10 protein-coding genes are annotated in these 18,131 nt (G+C 59.2%); 7 read left to right on the top strand and 3 right to left on the bottom strand.

Annotated elements, in window-relative coordinates:
• Window positions 1-139 precede the first annotated feature (139 nt).
• Genes ACPOL_RS15080 through ACPOL_RS15090 form a run of 3 tightly spaced genes read right to left on the bottom strand, consistent with a single transcriptional unit; the run spans window position 140 to window position 1,201 of the window.
• Window positions 140-391, bottom strand: a complete 252-nt coding sequence (locus ACPOL_RS15080) for an anti-sigma factor family protein (protein WP_236657491.1) — start codon at window positions 389-391, stop codon at window positions 140-142.
• A 52-nt stretch (window positions 392-443) separates the two neighbouring features.
• A complete protein-coding gene (locus ACPOL_RS15085) occupies window positions 444-734 on the bottom strand; it encodes an RNA polymerase sigma factor (RefSeq protein WP_236657492.1) in 291 nt (96 codons plus the stop codon).
• Window positions 731-1,201 carry a DoxX family protein gene (locus ACPOL_RS15090; protein WP_114207782.1) on the bottom strand — a complete coding sequence of 157 codons (471 nt, stop codon included), beginning with the start codon at window positions 1,199-1,201 and terminating at the stop codon, window positions 731-733. Before ACPOL_RS15090 ends, ACPOL_RS15085 begins: the two co-directional genes overlap by 4 nt.
• Window positions 1,202-1,703: 502 nt before the next feature.
• On the opposite strand from ACPOL_RS15090, the gene ACPOL_RS15095 reads away from it, so the two are divergent.
• From ACPOL_RS15095 to ACPOL_RS15120, 7 genes are all read left to right on the top strand, one after another.
• A complete protein-coding gene (locus tag ACPOL_RS15095) occupies window positions 1,704-1,988 on the top strand; it encodes a hypothetical protein (RefSeq protein WP_114210845.1) in 285 nt (94 codons plus the stop codon).
• Window positions 1,989-2,065: 77 nt separating this feature from the next.
• Window positions 2,066-2,950, top strand: coding sequence for an MNIO family bufferin maturase (bufB, locus tag ACPOL_RS15100; RefSeq protein WP_114207783.1), 885 nt, complete (start codon window positions 2,066-2,068; stop codon window positions 2,948-2,950).
• Entirely contained in the window at window positions 2,947-3,828 is an 882-nt protein-coding gene (locus tag ACPOL_RS15105; protein ID WP_114207784.1) for an HvfC/BufC N-terminal domain-containing protein, read from the top strand. Before bufB ends, ACPOL_RS15105 begins: the two co-directional genes overlap by 4 nt.
• A gap of 405 nt (window positions 3,829-4,233) precedes the next feature.
• Window positions 4,234-7,431: a WD40/YVTN/BNR-like repeat-containing protein gene (locus ACPOL_RS15110; RefSeq protein WP_114207785.1), complete on the top strand. Its 3,198-nt coding sequence runs from the start codon at window positions 4,234-4,236 to the stop codon at window positions 7,429-7,431.
• A 29-nt stretch (window positions 7,432-7,460) separates the two neighbouring features.
• The gene (locus tag ACPOL_RS33580; protein ID WP_161557376.1) at window positions 7,461-10,694 is read left to right on the top strand and encodes a hypothetical protein; all 3,234 of its coding nucleotides are present in this window, start codon (window positions 7,461-7,463) and stop codon (window positions 10,692-10,694) included.
• A gap of 17 nt (window positions 10,695-10,711) precedes the next feature.
• Complete coding sequence (locus ACPOL_RS15115) at window positions 10,712-13,699, top strand: TonB-dependent receptor (protein WP_161557377.1); 2,988 nt, start codon at window positions 10,712-10,714, stop codon at window positions 13,697-13,699.
• Between the two features lie 1,152 nt (window positions 13,700-14,851).
• Window positions 14,852-18,034, top strand: coding sequence for a DUF7948 domain-containing protein (locus ACPOL_RS15120; RefSeq protein ID WP_114207787.1), 3,183 nt, complete (start codon window positions 14,852-14,854; stop codon window positions 18,032-18,034).
• The last annotated feature ends 97 nt before the right edge of the window (window positions 18,035-18,131 follow it).

An 18,131-nucleotide genomic window follows, 5' to 3' on the forward strand; every position in this document is an offset into this window, starting at 1 on the left:
CTTCTTTCGGGGTGACAAGGAATGATCAGGGTATGTGCGAAGAGACAGCAACAAACGAGATGTCTCGGCTCGGTATCTCTGAATACCGCTCCTGGAACGCTTGAAGAGTGCTGCCTTGCCGGATCGAGATCCGCCTTCGTCATGCCAAACGTTGTATCTCCTCCTCGAGGCGTACGTGCAGCCGCTCCCCGAAACCCAATGGCAGCTCGAAGACTCGTTCGTCAGCGGTGAGGATCAGAATATTTCGAGTGGAATCCAGAACTGCAGAGCAAATCTCACAGTGTTCCAGATGCAGCTGGACTTTGTTTCGTTCTGAAGCTTTCAGGTTATTGTCGAGGTAAGCAGAGATGTATTCCCAGACTTGCTTGCAGGCTATAACCAAGGGAACCACCTCCGCTTAGGATTGACTTGTTTCAAATGTGGTGCAAGTGCTTTTTGTAACATCATTCGGGCGCGGTGAAATCTGACTTTAACGGAGCTGCGGAGATGTCGATAGCCTCTGCCGATTCATTCACACTCAAGTTCTCTACGTCTGCCCAGGTTCCGGAGGCTTTGAGGAATGCCTCCTGCGCGGCATCTTCTGTGTCGGCCTTGTCCTGGAGCATGGAGAATACCATCGCGTAGACACTTCGCTCATAGGGTCGAGTTAGATCTTGAAAGAGGTGGGTCTCTCCACTCACGATGGAAGCTATGATCTGCATGTCGTCAACAACCTGGGCGGTATTAACCATCACTTGGCTGTACCTACGTTCCAACGTTTTGCGAGCAACGCATCGAGAGAAAATATTCCTGCACCAAACACCAGCACCATGGCGGAAGCAAAGAGAAATGTGTATGGATCCGCAACGTAAAACTTTCCGGGGTCGGAAAACACTGAGAGCAATGCCTCCTTGTCCGCGGTCCAATATGCAACCAGCATGTTTACGGTGAGTACGAGTCCGATTAGTCTCGAACCCAATCCTAAAATGAGTAAAATGCCACCGACAAACTCGAGGCCTGATACGAAGTGCGCCGTAAGTCCCGGGGCCGGCAGGTTGAGGCTCGTGAAAAAGTCGGTCACTTTGTCGAGGTGGTGCAACTTCCCCCATCCCGACTGTGCAAACTGCCATCCCCAATAGAGCCGTACAGCCAGGAGAAACGGGGATTGAAGCTTCAAGATCCAGCCCGAAAATCGCAAATACAAATCGAGCAAAGCCTTCATAACTTCCTCTTTCAAATTCGGGCGTTATCGCGTCGAGCGATCTTGAGCTGCCCAACATATACACGGAAGGTGACATCTTCTCGACTTCCTACCGTTACGCTCAGTTAGAGTTCTTGCTTGATGATTTGTTACAGAGGATCTTGATTGTCTTGCCGTCGGCATGAACATTTAGCGTTTCCAACCCGTTTAGAAAGCTCGTCAACTCTGCGCGGGTCGCCTCTAATGAGCGTCTGCGACCGCACTCACGAGCCTGTGGATCGCAATCGCAGCATCGACATGAACTGCGCCTAGGAGACAGTTATAGGTATTTCCCGTCTCTCAGAGTGGCCGTAACCTTTATCCCTTCGAGCACTCCAATGTGCAGCCCACAGGAAAGTACGAGGGTTACGAATGATTGGCTCCCTCGCTCCTAATTGCTTTCCGGTCGCTGCGATTTCAGTCGCAGCCAACCGTCAATGCCCACGCCGGTAGGCGCGGCTCAACCAATGAAAGGATTAACCTCATGAATCACTCAGTGAAATCGCTCGCTTTGGCCGCTGCGTTCGCAGGCTTGATTGGCGGCACCACCGTTCGCTTGAACGCTCAGACGGCCGAGTCTAACGGCAGTTCGGTTCAGTCCACGCACGCCGGCGTTCTGCTGATCCAGGATAAGCCGCTGCCCAAGCATGCGTGCAAAGGACAGAACGACTGTAAGGGGCAGGGCGGCGGCAAGAATGCCGGCAAGAACGATTGCAAGGGCAAGGGCGGCTGCGCCACCGACGGTTCCAAGCCGCCAAAGGCCGCTTAACATGTCGCGTTGTCTGGAGGCTTGGATTCCTATCAAGCCTCCAGGTTTATCCTTCTTTAAGTGTTCGGAGGGGACACATGCCAGCCAACCGCTTCAATGGGTTCACGGACTACGGGGTCGGGATCGGTCTACGCGTTCCGCACTACGAGCACATTTTTTCACACAAGCCCGTCGTCGACTGGTTTGAGATTATCTCCGAGAACTATATGGTCGACGGTGGCAGGGCGCTGCAGGTGCTCGACGACATCCTCGATCAATACAGGGTCGTGCAGCACGGGGTTTCAATGTATTTCGGCTGTGCGCAACCGTTGAACCGGGAGCATCTGAAACGTCTCAAAGAATTGACACGACGGACAAAGACGCCGTGGCTCTCTGACCATCTTTGCTGGGGAAGCGTGGATGGGCGTTATACGCACGACCTCTTACCGATCCCCTACACCTTCGAAGCTGTGAAGATAACCGCGGCAAGGATCAGGCAGGTCCAGGATTTCCTTGAGATTCCAATCGCTGTCGAAAATGTAAGTAGTTATGCGGAGTTCAACGAATCCCAGATGACCGAGTGGGAATTTCTCAACGAGGTAGTCGAGGCAGCCGATTGCGGAATTCTCCTCGATGTCAACAACATCTACGTCTCTTCGCAAAATCATACTTTCAACCCCTTCGATTACGTCAACAGCGTTCCCGTCGAGCGCGTTGCGCAAATCCATATCGCCGGGCATTCCAAGTTTGAAAAGTACATCCTCGACACTCATGATCACCCGGTGCTGGATCCAGTCTGGAGCCTGTACCAACGCACGATCGAGCGTGTGGGGCATACCGCTACTCTGCTCGAGTGGGACGACAATATTCCTTCCTTTGATGAGGTACATGGGGAAGCGTTGAAAGCAAACAGGTATCTGGAACCAACCGAGACCGCTACGCAAGCCGAAGCGCAGATAGTCTATGAGGTGGTCCACTCATGACACTGCTTGAGTTGCAACGCCGGATGGCGGAAGACGTTATGCGGCCTCTGAGTCCTGATTTTCAAATGCAGACGACGACTGAGGATGGACGTTCGATCGCGGCGATCGCCGAAGGTTACATCAAGCCGAACGAGCGCTTGTCCTCGTTCGACCGGCTTGAGATATACAACCGCCAGTACTGGTTTCGGGTCATCACCGCGGTCGCAGAAGACTTCCCGGCTTTGAATGCGGTTCTTGGAAGCGACGCTTTCGATGTGTTGGTGCTTGCGTACCTTCGCGACAACCCTTCGTCCTCTTTTACGCTCCGCGACCTCGGCTCCAGGCTTCCGGAATGGCTTCAGGATCACGCCGAGTTCACCTCCGGCAACCACGATCTGGCAGTGGATATTGCACGGTTGGAGTGGGCCTACGTGGAGGCGTTCGATCGAGCGGCCATCCCCCCGGTAAATGGTGCGGATTTCGCGGGCTTCGACGGCGAGACAAGGCTTAGCCTCCAGCCGCATTTACAACTGCTCAATCTGAAATATCCCGTGGACGAGCTCGTTCTCGCCGTACATAGGGAGAACGCTCTCAGCGACATCATGAGCAACGCAATCTCCAAGCGGCGCCAAACATCGGAGGCTGACCTGCCGGAATTGCCCCGTCAGGACATCTATCTTGCAGTCCACCGTTACGACAACTCCGTCTACTATAGGCGCATTGATCGCGAAGCCTTTCTCTTGCTGTCCTCTCTTCAGTCCGGCAACTCTCTCGGTTCTGCTCTCGAATCAGCCTTTCAGGATGGCACGTATACCGCAGAGGATCAGACCGCTAAAATTCAGGAGTATTTTGCGCACGCCGCCGAGCTGGGATGGTTCTGTATAGCGACTCCGAAGTAACAGGATCACTTCTCGGCCGGCTTACGCATTGATGCCGTGATCGCCTTATTGCACCGGCAGATCGAGTCCTGCAATGGAAAGGTAGGTGGGTGGAAGTCCCCTGAGGATAACGTAGGCTAATTTTTGCCCATTTCGATTTGAGTTTTGGCGATGGAGGTTGGTACAAGCAGGAGGAGCGAGGCCTCTGGGAGGCTTGTGTGATGGAGCCGACAACGCTCAGCATGGCTCCAGACGTAAAAGATTTCTCATACCGCGGCTCTGATCCTGCACGCAGTTGGTTCCGAATATGGGTACGGTTTTAGCACCATGGAGATCACCGGGCCAATCCATTCTGCAAGAGATACGCTTGGCCAAACGGAGACTTGTATAAGATGGCTGAAACCAGCTTCTTTGCGAAGGTCTTCCATGATGGGTCGCCGCCGTGCCGCCGTTTTGCTTTCGCTTTGTCTCGCTTCGTTGTGGGTTGGCGCATTGAGCCTGTTTGCCCAAACCGTTCCGGATATGCGCTGGCGCATGATCGGGCCGTTCCGGGGCGGCCGCACACGCGCTGCTACCGGCGTTCCCGGCGAGCCGAACGTCTTCTATGTCGGGCAGGTGGATGGCGGCGTCTGGAAGTCAACCGACTACGGCCGCACCTGGCAGCCCATCTTCGACGCACAGCCCTCGCAGTCGATCGGCGCCATCGCGGTCGCGCCCTCCAACTCCAACATCGTCTATGTCGGCAGCGGCGAAGGGTTGCAGCGGCCTGACCTCTCAGTCGGCGACGGCATCTACCGTTCGGCGGATGCCGGCATGACCTGGCAGCACCTCGGGCTTCATGAAGGTCAGCAGATTCCCGCGCTAGCCATCGATCCGCGCGATCCCAATCGTGTCTACGCTGCTGTACTCGGGCATCCGTATGGACCCAACGAGGAACGTGGCATCTTCCGTTCCACCGATGGCGGGGCCACCTGGAAGAAGATTCTCTACAAGGACGCAAATACGGGCGGTGACGACATCGTGCTCGACCCGGCGAACCCAAACATCCTCTACGCGTCCTTGTGGGAGTCGCGGCTTGGCCCATGGGAAGACGGCAATCGGTATGAAGGCACCCACGGCGGCTTGTTCAAATCGACTGACGGCGGCGACACCTGGAAGCCGCTGACTAAGGGGCTTCCGGATAACCTGGTGCAGGCTCATATCGCGGTCGCGCCCAGCGACGAGAAGCGCTTGTACGCGACGATCGCAACGGTTAAGCAAGGCGGGTATGCCTCGGGCGCTGGCCTTGGAGTCTATCGCTCAGACGATGCCGGCGAAAACTGGTACAAGGTGACCGACGACCCCCGGCCGGCGATGAAGATCGGCGGTGGCGACCTGCCTGAGCCAGCTGTCGACCCGAAGAACGCCGACGTCGTCTACAGCGCCAGCATCGTCACCGTACGCTCAACCGATGGGGGCCACACCTGGATGAGCCTGCGCGGCGCACCCGGCGGCGACGATTACCAGAACCTGTGGATCAACCCGCTGCATCCGGAAATCGTCCTGCTCGTCAGCGATCAGGGCGCACTCGTCAGCGTCAACCGCGGCGAGAGCTGGAGCTCCTGGTACAACCAGCCGACGGCCCAGCTTTATCATGTCGCGGTGACCAACACCTTTCCCTACCTTGTCTGTGCGGGCCAACAGGAGAGCGGCTCAGTCTGCACCTCCAGCCGCAGCAACGACGGCACCATCACCTTCCGTGACTGGCACCCGGCCGGGGTCATTGAGTACGGCTACGTCGCACCCGACCCGCTGCATCCGGAGATCGTCTACGGGGCTGGGCGAACCGAGGTCTCAAAGTACAACATGATCACCGGCCAAGTGCAGAATGTGACGCCTTTGCCGACGCACGACCCGGAAATTCGCGCCGACCGCACCGAGCCCATCCTGTTCTCGCCCGTCGATCAGCATCTGCTCTTCAGCGCGACTAGTGTGCTCTTCGAGACAAAAGACTACGGGAAGACGTGGCGGAAGATCAGCCCGGATCTGAGCCGTGAACACTCTGGCCAGCCGGCTTCTTTGCCCGCGTTGCCGGAGAAAGATCAAGCCAAGCGCCGCGGCGCCATCTATTCGCTGGCGCCATCGTTCAAGTCCGTCGACGTGCTTTGGGCAGGAACCGACGATGGGCTTGTCTGGTCGACGCATGACCATGGCGCACACTGGAAGAACATCACGCCGCCTTCGCTGGCCGCGTGGAGCAAGGTTACGCAGATCTCGGCATCGCACTTCGACGACGCGACAGCGTATGTGTCGGTCAGCCGTATGCGCGTCGATGACCTGCAACCATACCTCTTCCGCACACACGACGGCGGCGCCACCTGGCAATCCATCGCCGCCGGACTGCCCGATGGCTCACCCGTCGATACGGTGCGAGAGGATCCAATCTGCAAAGGTCTGCTCTTCACCGGAACCGAGACATCGGTCTGGTATTCGATCGACGATGGAGACCACTGGCAGCCGCTGCAACTCAATCTGCCGCACACATCGATGCGCGACTTGGGCGTGAACGGAAACGACCTGATCGTCGCAACACATGGCCGCTCGTTCTGGATCCTCGACGATATCTCCCCGCTGCGGCAGCTTGCCGGCTTCAACCCCGATGCGGTCACGCTCTTCAAGCCCGGTGCGGCGTACCGCGTGCGGCGCAGCACCAATACAGACACACCTTTACCGATCGATGAGCCACAGGGAGAGAATCCTCCAGATGGCGCCGTTATCGACTATTCGCTGCCCACTTCCATTCGCGGAACAGTCACCCTCGAGATTCTTGATAGAGACGGCCAACTGGTGCGTAAATACGCCAGTACCGACGCGCCCTACGCGACGCCCGAGCAACTGGCGAAGCAGCTCATCCCGCTCTACTGGCTGAAGATGCCCGAGGCGCTCCCTGCCTCAGCCGGCATGCATCGCTGGTTGTGGGATATGCGTGCCACCACCCCCACGGCGACCAGCTATGAGTATCCCATCTCTGCCGTGCCGCACCGCACTCCGCGCGAACCGCAGGGAGTGCTGGCGCTGCCCGGCACGTACACCGTTCGTCTCACCGCCGGCGGCAAGGTACTGACGTCCCCCTTCGTTCTCAAGATGGATCCGCGCGTGAAGGCCTCGCCTGCGGACCTCACTGCCGTGCACACAACCGAGTCGAAGCTTGCAGCGTTGACCTCTTCGAGCGCTGAGGCTGCACTCGAAGCGCATTCGTTGCGCGAGCAGATTGCGAAGCTCACGAAAGATGCCCCCGCCCAACTCAAGGAGTCGCTTAAGCAATCAGATCAACAGCTCGAAACGCTGCTCGACGGTAAGCCAATGAAGCCAGCCAGTGAGGAAGTTCCTGGTCTCGACGATATTTCGAGTGAGGACGCTGAACTCTACAACCAGGTGGGACAGGTGGACGCCGCGCCGACAGCCGCACAGCAGAAGGCCGCGGCGCATGCAGGCGAAGAGACCGAAGCGGCCTTGCGTCAGTGGAACAAGTGGAAGCAAGCTTCGCTTACGAAGCTGAACGGCCAACTAACGGCGGCTCATCTCTCGCAGCTCGACCTGCAACAGCGGCCGGAGACCATGCCCCAAAGCGGTGACGAAGACTGAGCAGACGACAATTTTTCGCGGAGAAGACCATGGCACGCAGGAACCTTACATCCTCAAGGCTGCTAAAGACGTTGCTAGCCGGCGCCTCCGTTATCGCGGTCATGCCGGCCCTTGGGCAGACGGTCTCGCCCCAGATGTACAGCGACATGGACTGGCGCCTGATCGGCCCGTTCCGCGGGGGCCGGGCCGTCGCCGTGTCCGGCATTCCGGGCGATGGCGCCACCTTCTATTTCGGCGCAGTCGATGGCGGCATTTGGAAGACAACCAACGCAGGCACCACCTGGAAGCCGATCTTCGACGGGCAGCCCGTTGCCTCGATCGGGGCGCTCGCGATGGCGCCGTCGAACCCGCAGGTCCTCTACGCCGGTACAGGCGAGACGGACATCCGCTCGGACCTCGCCTCTGGGGAGGGCGTTTACAAGTCGATCGACGGCGGCAAAACCTGGAAGTTCATCGGACTCAAAGAGACAAGACAGATCGCGAAGATCGTCGTTGATCCCAACGACCCCGACATCGTCTACGTCGGCGCGCTTGGCCATGTCTACGGCCCGAATCCCGAACGCGGCGTGTACAAATCGACCGATGGGGGTGGGACGTGGCAGCACATTCTGGACAAAGGTCCGGAGCTTGGCGTGGCAGACCTGGCCATTGCTGCGGGTAAACCGAATGAGCTGTTCGCCTCGCTCTGGAACGCGCATCGGCCGCCCTGGAGCACCTACGCCCCACTGGCGGGCGATGGCAGCGGACTCTATCGCTCCATCGACGCCGGACAGACCTGGCAGACTTGCACCGGCAAGGGCTTGCCGGACGGCAAGTGGGGCCGCGTCGGCGTGGCGGTCAGCTCCGATGGCCAGCGCGTCTATGCTCTCATCGAAGCCGCGAAAGCCGGGCTCTACGTCAGCTCCGATGGCGGCGCAAGCTGGACGCTTGCCAGCTCCGACGCTCGCCTGACCAGCCGGGCCTGGTACTTCAATCGCATCACGATCGATCCGAATGACCCCAACACCGTCTACGTTCCTAACGTCGCCTTGATGGGCTCGATCGACGGCGGCAAAACCTTCACCGTGGTTCGCGGGGCTCCCGGCGGGGACGACTACCACGAGCTTTGGGTCGACCCAAAGGACAGCTCGCGGCTCCTGCTCGCCACCGACCAGGGCACCTCCATCAGTGTCGACAAAGGGAACTCGTGGACTACCTGGTACAACCAGCCCACCGCGCAGATGTACCACGTCATCACCGACGACAAGTTCCCCTACACCGTCTACGGCGCGCAGCAGGATAGCGGCGGTGCAGGAGTCCTCAGCCGTACTGACCACGGTCAGATCACACCGCGCGACTGGTTCCCAGCGAGCGGCAGCGAAAGCGGCTACTTCGCCGTCGATCCGAAGAATTCAGACATTATCTACGTCAGCGGGAGCTATGGCACCGTGCAGCGTTGGGACAAGCTCGTCTCGCTCTCGCAGGACGTGTCGCCATGGCCTGTGCCCATCTTCGGCACAGAGATCGACCAGCGCAAATATCGGGACCCGTGGACTCCTCCGCTGGTCTTCTCGCCCGCCGATAAGACCAGCCTCTACCTGGGCGCGCAGTACGTCCTGCGCACTACCGATGGCGGGCTTCACTGGCAGCAGATCAGCCCTGATCTCACTGGCGGCAAGACGACTGTGCGGACTTCGGCGATCGCCGAGCCGGGCAATCCTTCTGCCGGAAACTCCGTCGGATCACCGCCCGCGCCCACGCTCGAAAATGCTATCGCTCTCGGCTACGGCACGCTTGCGACGGTTGCGCCCTCCTATCTCGACAAGAACTTAATCTGGGCCGGCAGCGACACCGGCGTCATCTCGGTCACACGGGATGGCGGCGCATCCTGGAAAGACGTGACTCCCGCGGCCACGAAGACCCCGTCCATGCTGTGGGCGCGCATCTCGCTCATCGAGCCCTCGCACTTCAATCCTGCCGTGGCCTACGCGGCAGTCAACCGCTACCGAGTCGACGACCGCACCCCCTACCTCTTCAAGACCGCCGATTATGGCAAAACCTGGCAGCCCATCACAGCCGGACTCAGCGACCCGGCGTTCGTCATCGCTGTGCGTGAAGATCCGAAGCAGAAGGGCCTGCTCTACGCCGGAACCGAGTTCGGCATCTACGTCTCGTTCGACGACGGTGGCCGTTGGCTGCCGCTGCAGATGAACCTGCCCGTCACCTCCATACGCGACATGGTCATTCACGGCGACGACCTCGTCATCGCGACCCACGGCCGCTCCTTCTGGATTCTCGACGACATCACCCCGCTCCGTCAGGCCGCAGCTCACGCGGCAAGCGCCACACCCTTCCTGTACAAGCCCGAAGTTACCTTCCGCATCGACAACGACGCCTTTCCGGGCACGCCGCTGCCGCCTGAGGAGCCCACGGCTGAGAACCCGCCCGCCGGCGCTATCCTCGACTACTACCTACCCGCCGAGACTAAGTCGCTCGACCTCAACATCTACGACCAGTCGCACAAGCTCGTCCGCCACGTCTCCTCGGCGATCCCGGCGCAGCCCTCGCACATGGATCTCCCGATCGCCGATCGCTGGTTTCCCGTCCCGCAGCGTCTCGAAACCACGCCTGGACATCACCGTTTCATCTGGAATCTCGCCTGGGGCACCTCAGGCGTTCAGGAAAGCGACGAGCCAGACGATGGAGAAGGCAGCATTCCACGTGGGCCCAAAGTCGCGCCAGGCATCTACACAGTGCAACTGAGCGTCGATGGGAAACCGTTGAAGCCTCAACAACTCAACATCACGATGGACCCGCGCATCCAGGCTACGACCGCCGAACTCCAGCAAAACTTGACCACAGCCTACAAGATTTTCTCGACATCACTGCAAACCCGCCGGGCTCTCGCCGAGATCGACTCAGTGAAGACGCAACTTGGAAAGAACTCCTTCATCAATCCGCAACTCGCCCAGATGCAAAAGGCATTGCTCGCCTCCATAGACCAAATCACCGAGGGCGCCGGCGGGAGCCTCGGACTCGAGCAGGCGAACTCCGAGATCACCTCCGCGCTCAACGCCGCCGAAAGCTCCGACCGTCCCATCCCATCGCAGGTCATGCAGGTGTACTCCGAAGCCAACGCCGCCTCTGCGCTTCGGCTCAAGCAATGGGCTGCCCTCAAGCAAGGCGCTCTGGTGCAGTTCAACCAGCAGCTGACTCAGCAGAAGCTCACACCAATCGCTATCTCTGCAATCGAACACGAAGTCTATATCCTGATGACGCAGTAACCGCCTTTCGGAGATACATGCAATCACGTCCCCTCCTCGTTGCGCTCGTGCTCAGCGCGGCGCTCCATATCCATGCCCAGAGCGTCACCGGGGCCATTCGGGGCATGATCGAAGACCCCACCTCCGCCCGCGTCGCGAACGCCACCATTGACCTCCGGCGCGCCGACTCCTCGCTCGTGCGCCACGTCACGGCCGAGGCCAACGGCGAGTTCCGCGTCCAGGGCCTGCAGCCCGGCGCCTGGCAGCTCAGCATCAACGCACCGGGCTTCGCAACCGCATCGTCGGACGTCAACGTCCTTGTTAGCAGCACGCAGGTCGTCACGGTCACCATGCGCCTCGTCTCCGTGCTTCAAAGCGCCGGCGTCAGCGCAACTGCATCGTCGATCACCACGCAGCGCATCGACGCCGACAGCAACGTCCACCAGAGCATCATTACCAGCGCCGATCTCCAGGCTCTCCCGCTGCCCGCGCGCAGCTTCGCCAACATCGCCTACCTCGCTCCCGGCACCGAGCCGGTCGAACCCTCCGACCCCACCAAAGCTCGCATTACGGCTGTCTCCACCGGCGGCAGCTCCGGCCTCAACAACGAGCTCTCCGTTGATGGCGCCGACGACTCTGACGACTACATCGGAGGCTTCCTGCAGAACATCTCCCCCGACGCCATCGCCGGGTTCGCCATACGCACCGCGCAGGAGGACGCGGACAGCGGCAACACTACCGCCGGCTCCGTGGTCATCACCACCAAGAGCGGCAACAACCAGTTCCACGGGGGCGCCGCCTTCTACGAACGCGCCGCTGATCTTAACGCTCGCTATCCAATCGAGAATCCCGCACCCAATCCCAAGCAGCCATTCTCGCGGCAAAACTACGTTGGCACCCTCGGCGGCCCCGTCGTTCGCGACAAGCTCTGGTTCTTCTCCGCCTTCGAACACGTCCACGAGAACGCCAGCATCGCCTACAGCCCGGGCAGCACCACTCAGTTCGACGCTCTTGCTACCCTTGCCGCAGACGGCCTCATTCCCGGGGTGCCCTTTATCGCCGTCCCCACCTTCGTTCCCATTCCTTTTCGCGACTACTTCGGCTCTGGCCGCTTCGACTACACGCAATCCCAGCGTTCGAGCTGGTATCTCCGCGGCACCGTCGACAGATACACCACGCACAACAATCTCGTGCAGCAAGGCACCCTTCCCAGCACTGGCCTGCGCTCGCGCAACAATTACCTCAGCATGGTTGTCGCCAACGAGTTCGTCTTTTCGTCCAACCTGCTTGGCAGCCTTGTTGTTGCGGGCGTCGGCCTGCGCCTCACCCAGGCGCGCAATTCCGATCTCGGCTTCGCCCTCGCGTTCCCGTTCAGTTCCACCTCGCAAACCATCTCAGGCTTTGAAACCTATGGCGACAACCAGTTCGCTACGCCTATCACCTATTTCCCTTCCATCCGCAATCAGGAGAAGTATCAACTCCGCTACGACCTCAGCTACACCCGCGCGCGGCACGCGCTCAAGTTTGGCGTCAACTTCATCCACGAGCCCGTACTCGGCGGCGCCTTCCCCAACAAACCCGAAACCCTCTACACCTTCCCCGAAAACCCCACCTACTATCTTGCGAATCCGGCGCAGTTCGCCGTCGATTACGCCGCGGGCGCTTCAACCTCCGGAGTCGATGGGGGCAGCTTCTCGCAAGACGTTCAACGCCTCGCCCTCTACGCGCAGGACTCCTGGCACGTGCGCAACCTCACCTTCAACTACGGGCTGCACTACTCCACCACCTTCGGCCTCTTCGAGGCCTCCGGCCGCCCGCAGACGGAGAACCCCGGCTACCTCACCCTGCAGTCGCTTGGCATACCGCTCGTTCGGGGCGCGCCGCACGACGACCATGCGCAAATCGCTCCGCGCTTTGGCTTCACCTACGCTCCGCGCGGAAGCCAATCCACCGTGATCCGAGCTGGTTTCGGCCTCTACTTCGACGACCTCGCTCAAAACGGCTGGGCCACCGCATTTCAGGCTGTCAACACGCTACCGGCTCCCTGCGCCGATCCCATCCAGAACCAGGGCTCACCCGGCTGCATACCCGGCGACTCCGCCGGTGGCGTTGCCAATTTGATTGACCCCCGCTACCGCACGCCCTATGCCGTTCACGTCTCCGCTGGCGTTCAGCACAACCTCAACGCCAACTGGTCCATGACGAGCGACTTCATCCACGAGCAGGGAAACCACGGCTACCGCGCGTACAACTATACCGGCGGCACCAGCCTCTTCACTCCGCAGCTTGCGCCCGACGACCCCAACCAGGCCACCTACGTCCCCGACGTCAACGTCTACCACTCCGACAACCGTTCCAGCTACAACGGCCTTCTGCTCCACTTACAGGGAGCCATCGGCCATCGCGCCAACTTCATCGCGAACTACAGCTTCTCCAAGGCACAAACCTGGGGCTGTGTTCTCGGCGAGCTCTTCGACTACGTCAACGGTGTATGTAACCCGCTCAACCCCTTCGGGCCCGGGGACTACGGGCCATCCGGTGAAGATGTCCGGCACCGCTTCGTCCTCGCAGGTACCCTCAAAGCTCCCGCCGGCTTCGAGATCAGCGGCCTCTCTCAGGCCGAAAGCGCGCGGCCGTTCACCATCACCACCCCCGACAATACCCAACGCATTACCGTCAACAATCAGCCCACCTCACTGGACCAGTTTCGCGCCACGCCCTACATCCAAACCGACCTGCGCGTCAGCCGCCCCATCGCGTTCAGCCGTTGGCCGGAGAGTGCCAAGGTGATGCCCTTCATCGAAATGTTCAACCTCTTCAACCGCAACAATCCCGGCGCAAACTACGTAACCAACGCCGCCTCCATCCCCAACTGCACCGTCATCGCGCCCAATTCTGCCAACTGCACCGCCACCAACCTCAAGCAACTCGGCATACCCGCCGGCGCCCTCGGTGACTTCTTTGGCCCGGGCACAACGGTTGGCATTCCCTTCGCCGCGCAACTCGGCGTGCGACTGACCTTCTAGCGCATGCGCAGACGGCAAGCTAAGGCACAGATGCCCAAACGTTCCAAGCGGAAGATGGATGGGTTTTAGCTGGAAAAGAGTGCGACAGCGCTCCGGCGCTTCACCACGCGGCCTTCTCCGCGTGATCCTGAGCGCGGGTTTGGGGCTCTTGTTCGGCCTACTCGCACCAGAAGCGCCGCAAAAATTCGCTTGTTGGCGTTATGGGTTGGCGGCTCTCGTGACACTTCCGAAACACTAGGTACAGCATACGAATCACGACTTCGTTCGGTTGTGCTTGTGAGGGAACTCTGACGGAGCCAACGCCGACTGGTCTCGTACCATTCGATAATTCTCGGTGAAGGTTCATAAAAAAATTGGGGGAAAGATGCAGTCATCGCAAGTTCACTAAAGCATTCGCCACGACTAGAGGTACTTTTCGACTTAGGGTTTCTGAGATGATTCAAAGTGGGCATCACTGCTCAGCTGGGATTCATTGGGAGGCCATTAGAAATGGCAAAACGATTCATGTTAAGAACTTGCGGAGCTCGGCTTTGTTAACGGGCTCATCGCCGAGCCATTCTCTTTTGCCTCTGTTGCTGCAAATGATGAAGAGTATCGGACGGCCGAATTAATTCTCGACTTGACCCTCTTAGAGTGATCTGATCGAGTGTCATGGTCGATGGCAGATTTCCAACCCTGTTGAATCGAGGTTGGACGAACGACAATGTGTAATGTGCTTTGCGCAACGGAATAAGGACTGATGATCCGAAAGAAGAGACCGGTTACTTACAAATGTTAAACGCTTCGAATCTATTGTCTTCTTTTGGTCGTGTAGCAGACTACTGGTCGCCGAAGGTGGTCGGTCACGTGAATGACCAGTACATCAAAGCCGCGAAGTTAAGGGTCGACTAGTCTGGCATACCCACAAAAATGAAGATGAATTGTTCTTGATCGTACAAGGACAACTTGCCATCGAGACGCCGGAGAATCCAAAGCGACAGCAGAATGAATTGACATTTGCGATACTCTGGCGCACTGTGAAGGTGCCTTGAGGGCACTCCGGCTGCGGGGCGCTATTCCGGCCATTAGAGCTGGAGGTCGCCTTGGGCATTCATCCGAGCGGCAGTTGGTACGCCGATTCTGTCCTGCTCCCCAACCTCTTTGGAGTTCAAGATGAAAACCCTCCCCTCTGCCGCAGTCTCCTTCTTGTTTAGTTTCATTGCCGTTTCCGCGCAGGTCACTCCTTCCGCTGGGAGCATTTCGGATGGTCACGACTTAGCATCAGCTTTGCGAGGTGCTTCGCAGGCGGTTGCCGACGAGTATGGCAAGCTGCCCCTCAGCTTTGAAGCCAACCAGGGCCAGAGCGATTCGCAGGTGAAGTTCCTTTCCCACGGTCAGGGTTACTCGCTCTTCCTCACCGGCACATCTGCGGTGCTGACGCTTTCTAAACCTGGCCCGGAGAGGGCAACGCTCCGGAACTTCCCTGCGAAATTGAGAAGCCAACAGACAGATGTGGTGCGCATGGAAGTTGCCGGAGCTTCGCGCGGCCCGGCGATCGAGGGCTTGGAACCGCTGCCAGGCAAGTCGAACTATCTCGTCGGGAGCGACCCGTCCAAGTGGCACACCAACGTCCCTACTTACTCTAAAGTGAGATACAGCAGCGTCTATCCCGGCATCGATCTGGTCTACTATGGGAACCAGCAGCAGCTCGAATACGACTTTGTCATTGCCCCGGATGCCAGTCCCAAGTCAATTCGGCTGCGCTTCGCTGGCGCCGAAAAGCTTCGGCTGGAATCCAATGGCGATCTCAAGGTGGTCGCCAGCAACGGCGAAATCGCCTTTCACAAGCCGGTAGTCTATCAGATGAGGGACGGCCAGAGGCTACGAGTCGGTGGCAGCTTCCAGCTGAAGGCGAGAAATACGGTCGGCTTCCAGATCGGCGACTACGACCATTCCCGCGAGCTGGTTATCGACCCCACCCTTGCCTATTCGACATATCTTGGAGGTAGCAACCAGGACTCTGTCCTTGCCGTCGCCATCGATTCTGCAGGCAACGCCTATGCGACCGGATATACATATTCCAACGACTTTCCCACCAGCGTCGGCGCGTTTCAGAAGTCCGTCGGACACAACACCAACGGAACCTTCGTTTCGAAGATGAATCCGACTGGCACGGGCCTCGTCTACTCGACGATACTCGACGGAACCGCCGCTGCTTCTGGGGGGTTTTGCGCAGCTTTGGGCAACGCGATCGCCGTCGACGCCTCCGGGTATGCGTATGTCGCCGGATCGACTTCCTGCAACGACTACCCTGTCACGCCGGGCGCGTTCCAGAAGAACATCGATGGTGGGCTCTACATCGACCACAGCAATGCTTTTCTTACCAAACTGAACCTCACCGGAACAGGGCTGATCTACTCCACATATCTGGGCGGCACAGTCACTGGCGACCAGGCCGACTCGATCAAAGCCATCGCTCTGAATATCTCCGGCGACGCTTATGTTGCCGGTAGCGCTATGTCGCACGACTTCCCGGTCACCGCGAATGCCTATCAGAAGGTCAACAAAACTCCAGGAGGATCGCCCGAGGATTCGAACGATACGTCCACGGGCTTTGTCACTGAGATGAACAGTGACGGCACTGGGCTGATTTACTCCACCTATCTCGGCGGCAGCGGAGGAGACATCAACGACAGCTTAATAGGCGATGTCATAGAGGCGATCGCGGTGGATAGCTCCGGCGCGGCCTATGTCACCGGATACACGACGTCGACAGATTTTCCGATTACGCCAGGAGCCTTTGAGGCAGAGAATCCAGAGCCGCAACAGAACCGTAGCGCCACCGGATTTGTGGCGAAGCTGGCCCCCGGCGGGTCGGCTTTGGCATACTCTACCTATTTTGGTGGCAGCGGCGGGAACGGAGGCTTTTCCGTGAATGGCGATCTTCCAACCGGGATCGCGCTGGATGCCGCAAATATGGCTTACGTCGTGGGAAGTACCGAATCATCTGATTTTCCCATCACGAAGGGCGTCCTGGAAACGATCCACATCGCCCAATTCCGGACCGGATTTGTAGCCGAGTTTAATCTCGATGGGCCAGGGCTGGTCTATTCAACTTTCCTCGGCGGCGCGCACGACAACGGCGTCAACGGAATCGCGGTCGGGCCGGTCGGCCTTCCCACTGTGACTGGCTTCACCGCCAGCAAGACATTCCGAATCACCCCCGACGCCTACCAAAAGGTAAACCATTACCGTGGTGAGAGTTTTCCCGAATCAAACGCATTTCTCACCCGCTTGAACGCCACCGGCTCGCATCTGGTCTATTCCACTTATCTGGGAGGGTCCGGCCTCCTGGGCCCGGGGGATAGCGGCACGGCCATTGCCCTCGACCCCATGGGCGACGCCTATTTTGTTGGGTTTACTTACTCCTCCGATTTTCCTCTGTCGCCCGCCGCGTATGATAGGACCGATCGCGCGGCGTCCGCGCGGCCATCGACCGGTTTCATGGCGCGGTTCAACTTCCCCGGAGGCACCACCACCGCTCTCTCTTCCAACGCCAACCCACAGGAGGCCGGCGGCAACGTCACCTTCACCGCCGCTGTCCAGCAAATTGCTGGCGGAGCCGCGCCCACGGGATCTGTGGACTTCGCCGTCGATGGCCATTTCGTTGAAAACGTACCTCTCGATGGCACCGCCCACGCAAGCTACACCGCGACCTCGCTCTCCGTCGGGCCGCACACCATCGCAGTTACTTATCTCGGCGAGCCAGACACCTATACCGCCAGCGGCGGCAGCCTCACCCAGCGGATCACGGGCCAGGTCGCCGCCCCAACCTTCCCCCGCCTGGGAGGCACCTACGCCCTGCCGGTGCCAGTCAAGATCGAGACCGCGACGCCTGGAGCCATAATTCACTACACCACCGATGGATCCGCCCCGAACGCCGCGTCGACGACCTACATCACCCCGTTCACCGTCTCCGCTTCAACCACTACCGTGAAGGCGATCGCCATAGAGAGCGGTGATTCGGCGAGCAAACCGAGCACGGCGATTTACACCATCATTCCGACCGCAATCGTCACCAATCTCTCCCTCGTCTCGTCGCTGAACCCCGCATCGCAAGGCGACGCGGTGACCTTTACCGCGACGGTGAAGGCCGTCTCCGGCCCGACTCCTACTGGGAGCGTCGTCTTCAAGAACGGTGCCACGGCACTCATCAGCGCACCACTCATTAAGGGCGTCGCAACTTTCACGACCTCGGATCTCACGCTCTACGTCAACAGCATCAGCGCCGCCTACACCGGCAGCGCGACGAACGCCTCCAGCGCAGCAAGCATCACCCAGGAGGTCACGCCATAACCAAATATTTGGCGATCTGCTGCGCAGGACAATTCGGGTATGACCCAGTTACAAGCACTTATGGTGCTTTTGACATCCTCGCTCGCCAAGCCAACTT

It is taken from the genome of Acidisarcina polymorpha (assembly GCF_003330725.1).
GTDB classification, from domain to species: Bacteria; Acidobacteriota; Terriglobia; order Terriglobales; family Acidobacteriaceae; genus Acidisarcina; species Acidisarcina polymorpha.

What these genes read in the sequence shown, in the direction of transcription:
- bufB (WP_114207783.1), top strand. Translation starts at nt 2,066, where the DNA reads ATGCCAGCCAACCGCTTCAATGGGTTCACGGACTACGGGGTCGGGATC.
- ACPOL_RS15110 (WP_114207785.1), top strand. Translation starts at nt 4,234, where the DNA reads ATGATGGGTCGCCGCCGTGCCGCCGTTTTGCTTTCGCTTTGTCTCGCT.
- ACPOL_RS33580 (WP_161557376.1), top strand. Translation starts at nt 7,461, where the DNA reads ATGGCACGCAGGAACCTTACATCCTCAAGGCTGCTAAAGACGTTGCTA.
- ACPOL_RS15115 (WP_161557377.1), top strand. Translation starts at nt 10,712, where the DNA reads ATGCAATCACGTCCCCTCCTCGTTGCGCTCGTGCTCAGCGCGGCGCTC.
- ACPOL_RS15095 (WP_114210845.1), top strand. Translation starts at nt 1,704, where the DNA reads ATGAATCACTCAGTGAAATCGCTCGCTTTGGCCGCTGCGTTCGCAGGC.
- ACPOL_RS15090 (WP_114207782.1), bottom strand. Translation starts at nt 1,201, where the DNA reads ATGAAGGCTTTGCTCGATTTGTATTTGCGATTTTCGGGCTGGATCTTG.
- ACPOL_RS15120 (WP_114207787.1), top strand. Translation starts at nt 14,852, where the DNA reads ATGAAAACCCTCCCCTCTGCCGCAGTCTCCTTCTTGTTTAGTTTCATT.
- ACPOL_RS15105 (WP_114207784.1), top strand. Translation starts at nt 2,947, where the DNA reads ATGACACTGCTTGAGTTGCAACGCCGGATGGCGGAAGACGTTATGCGG.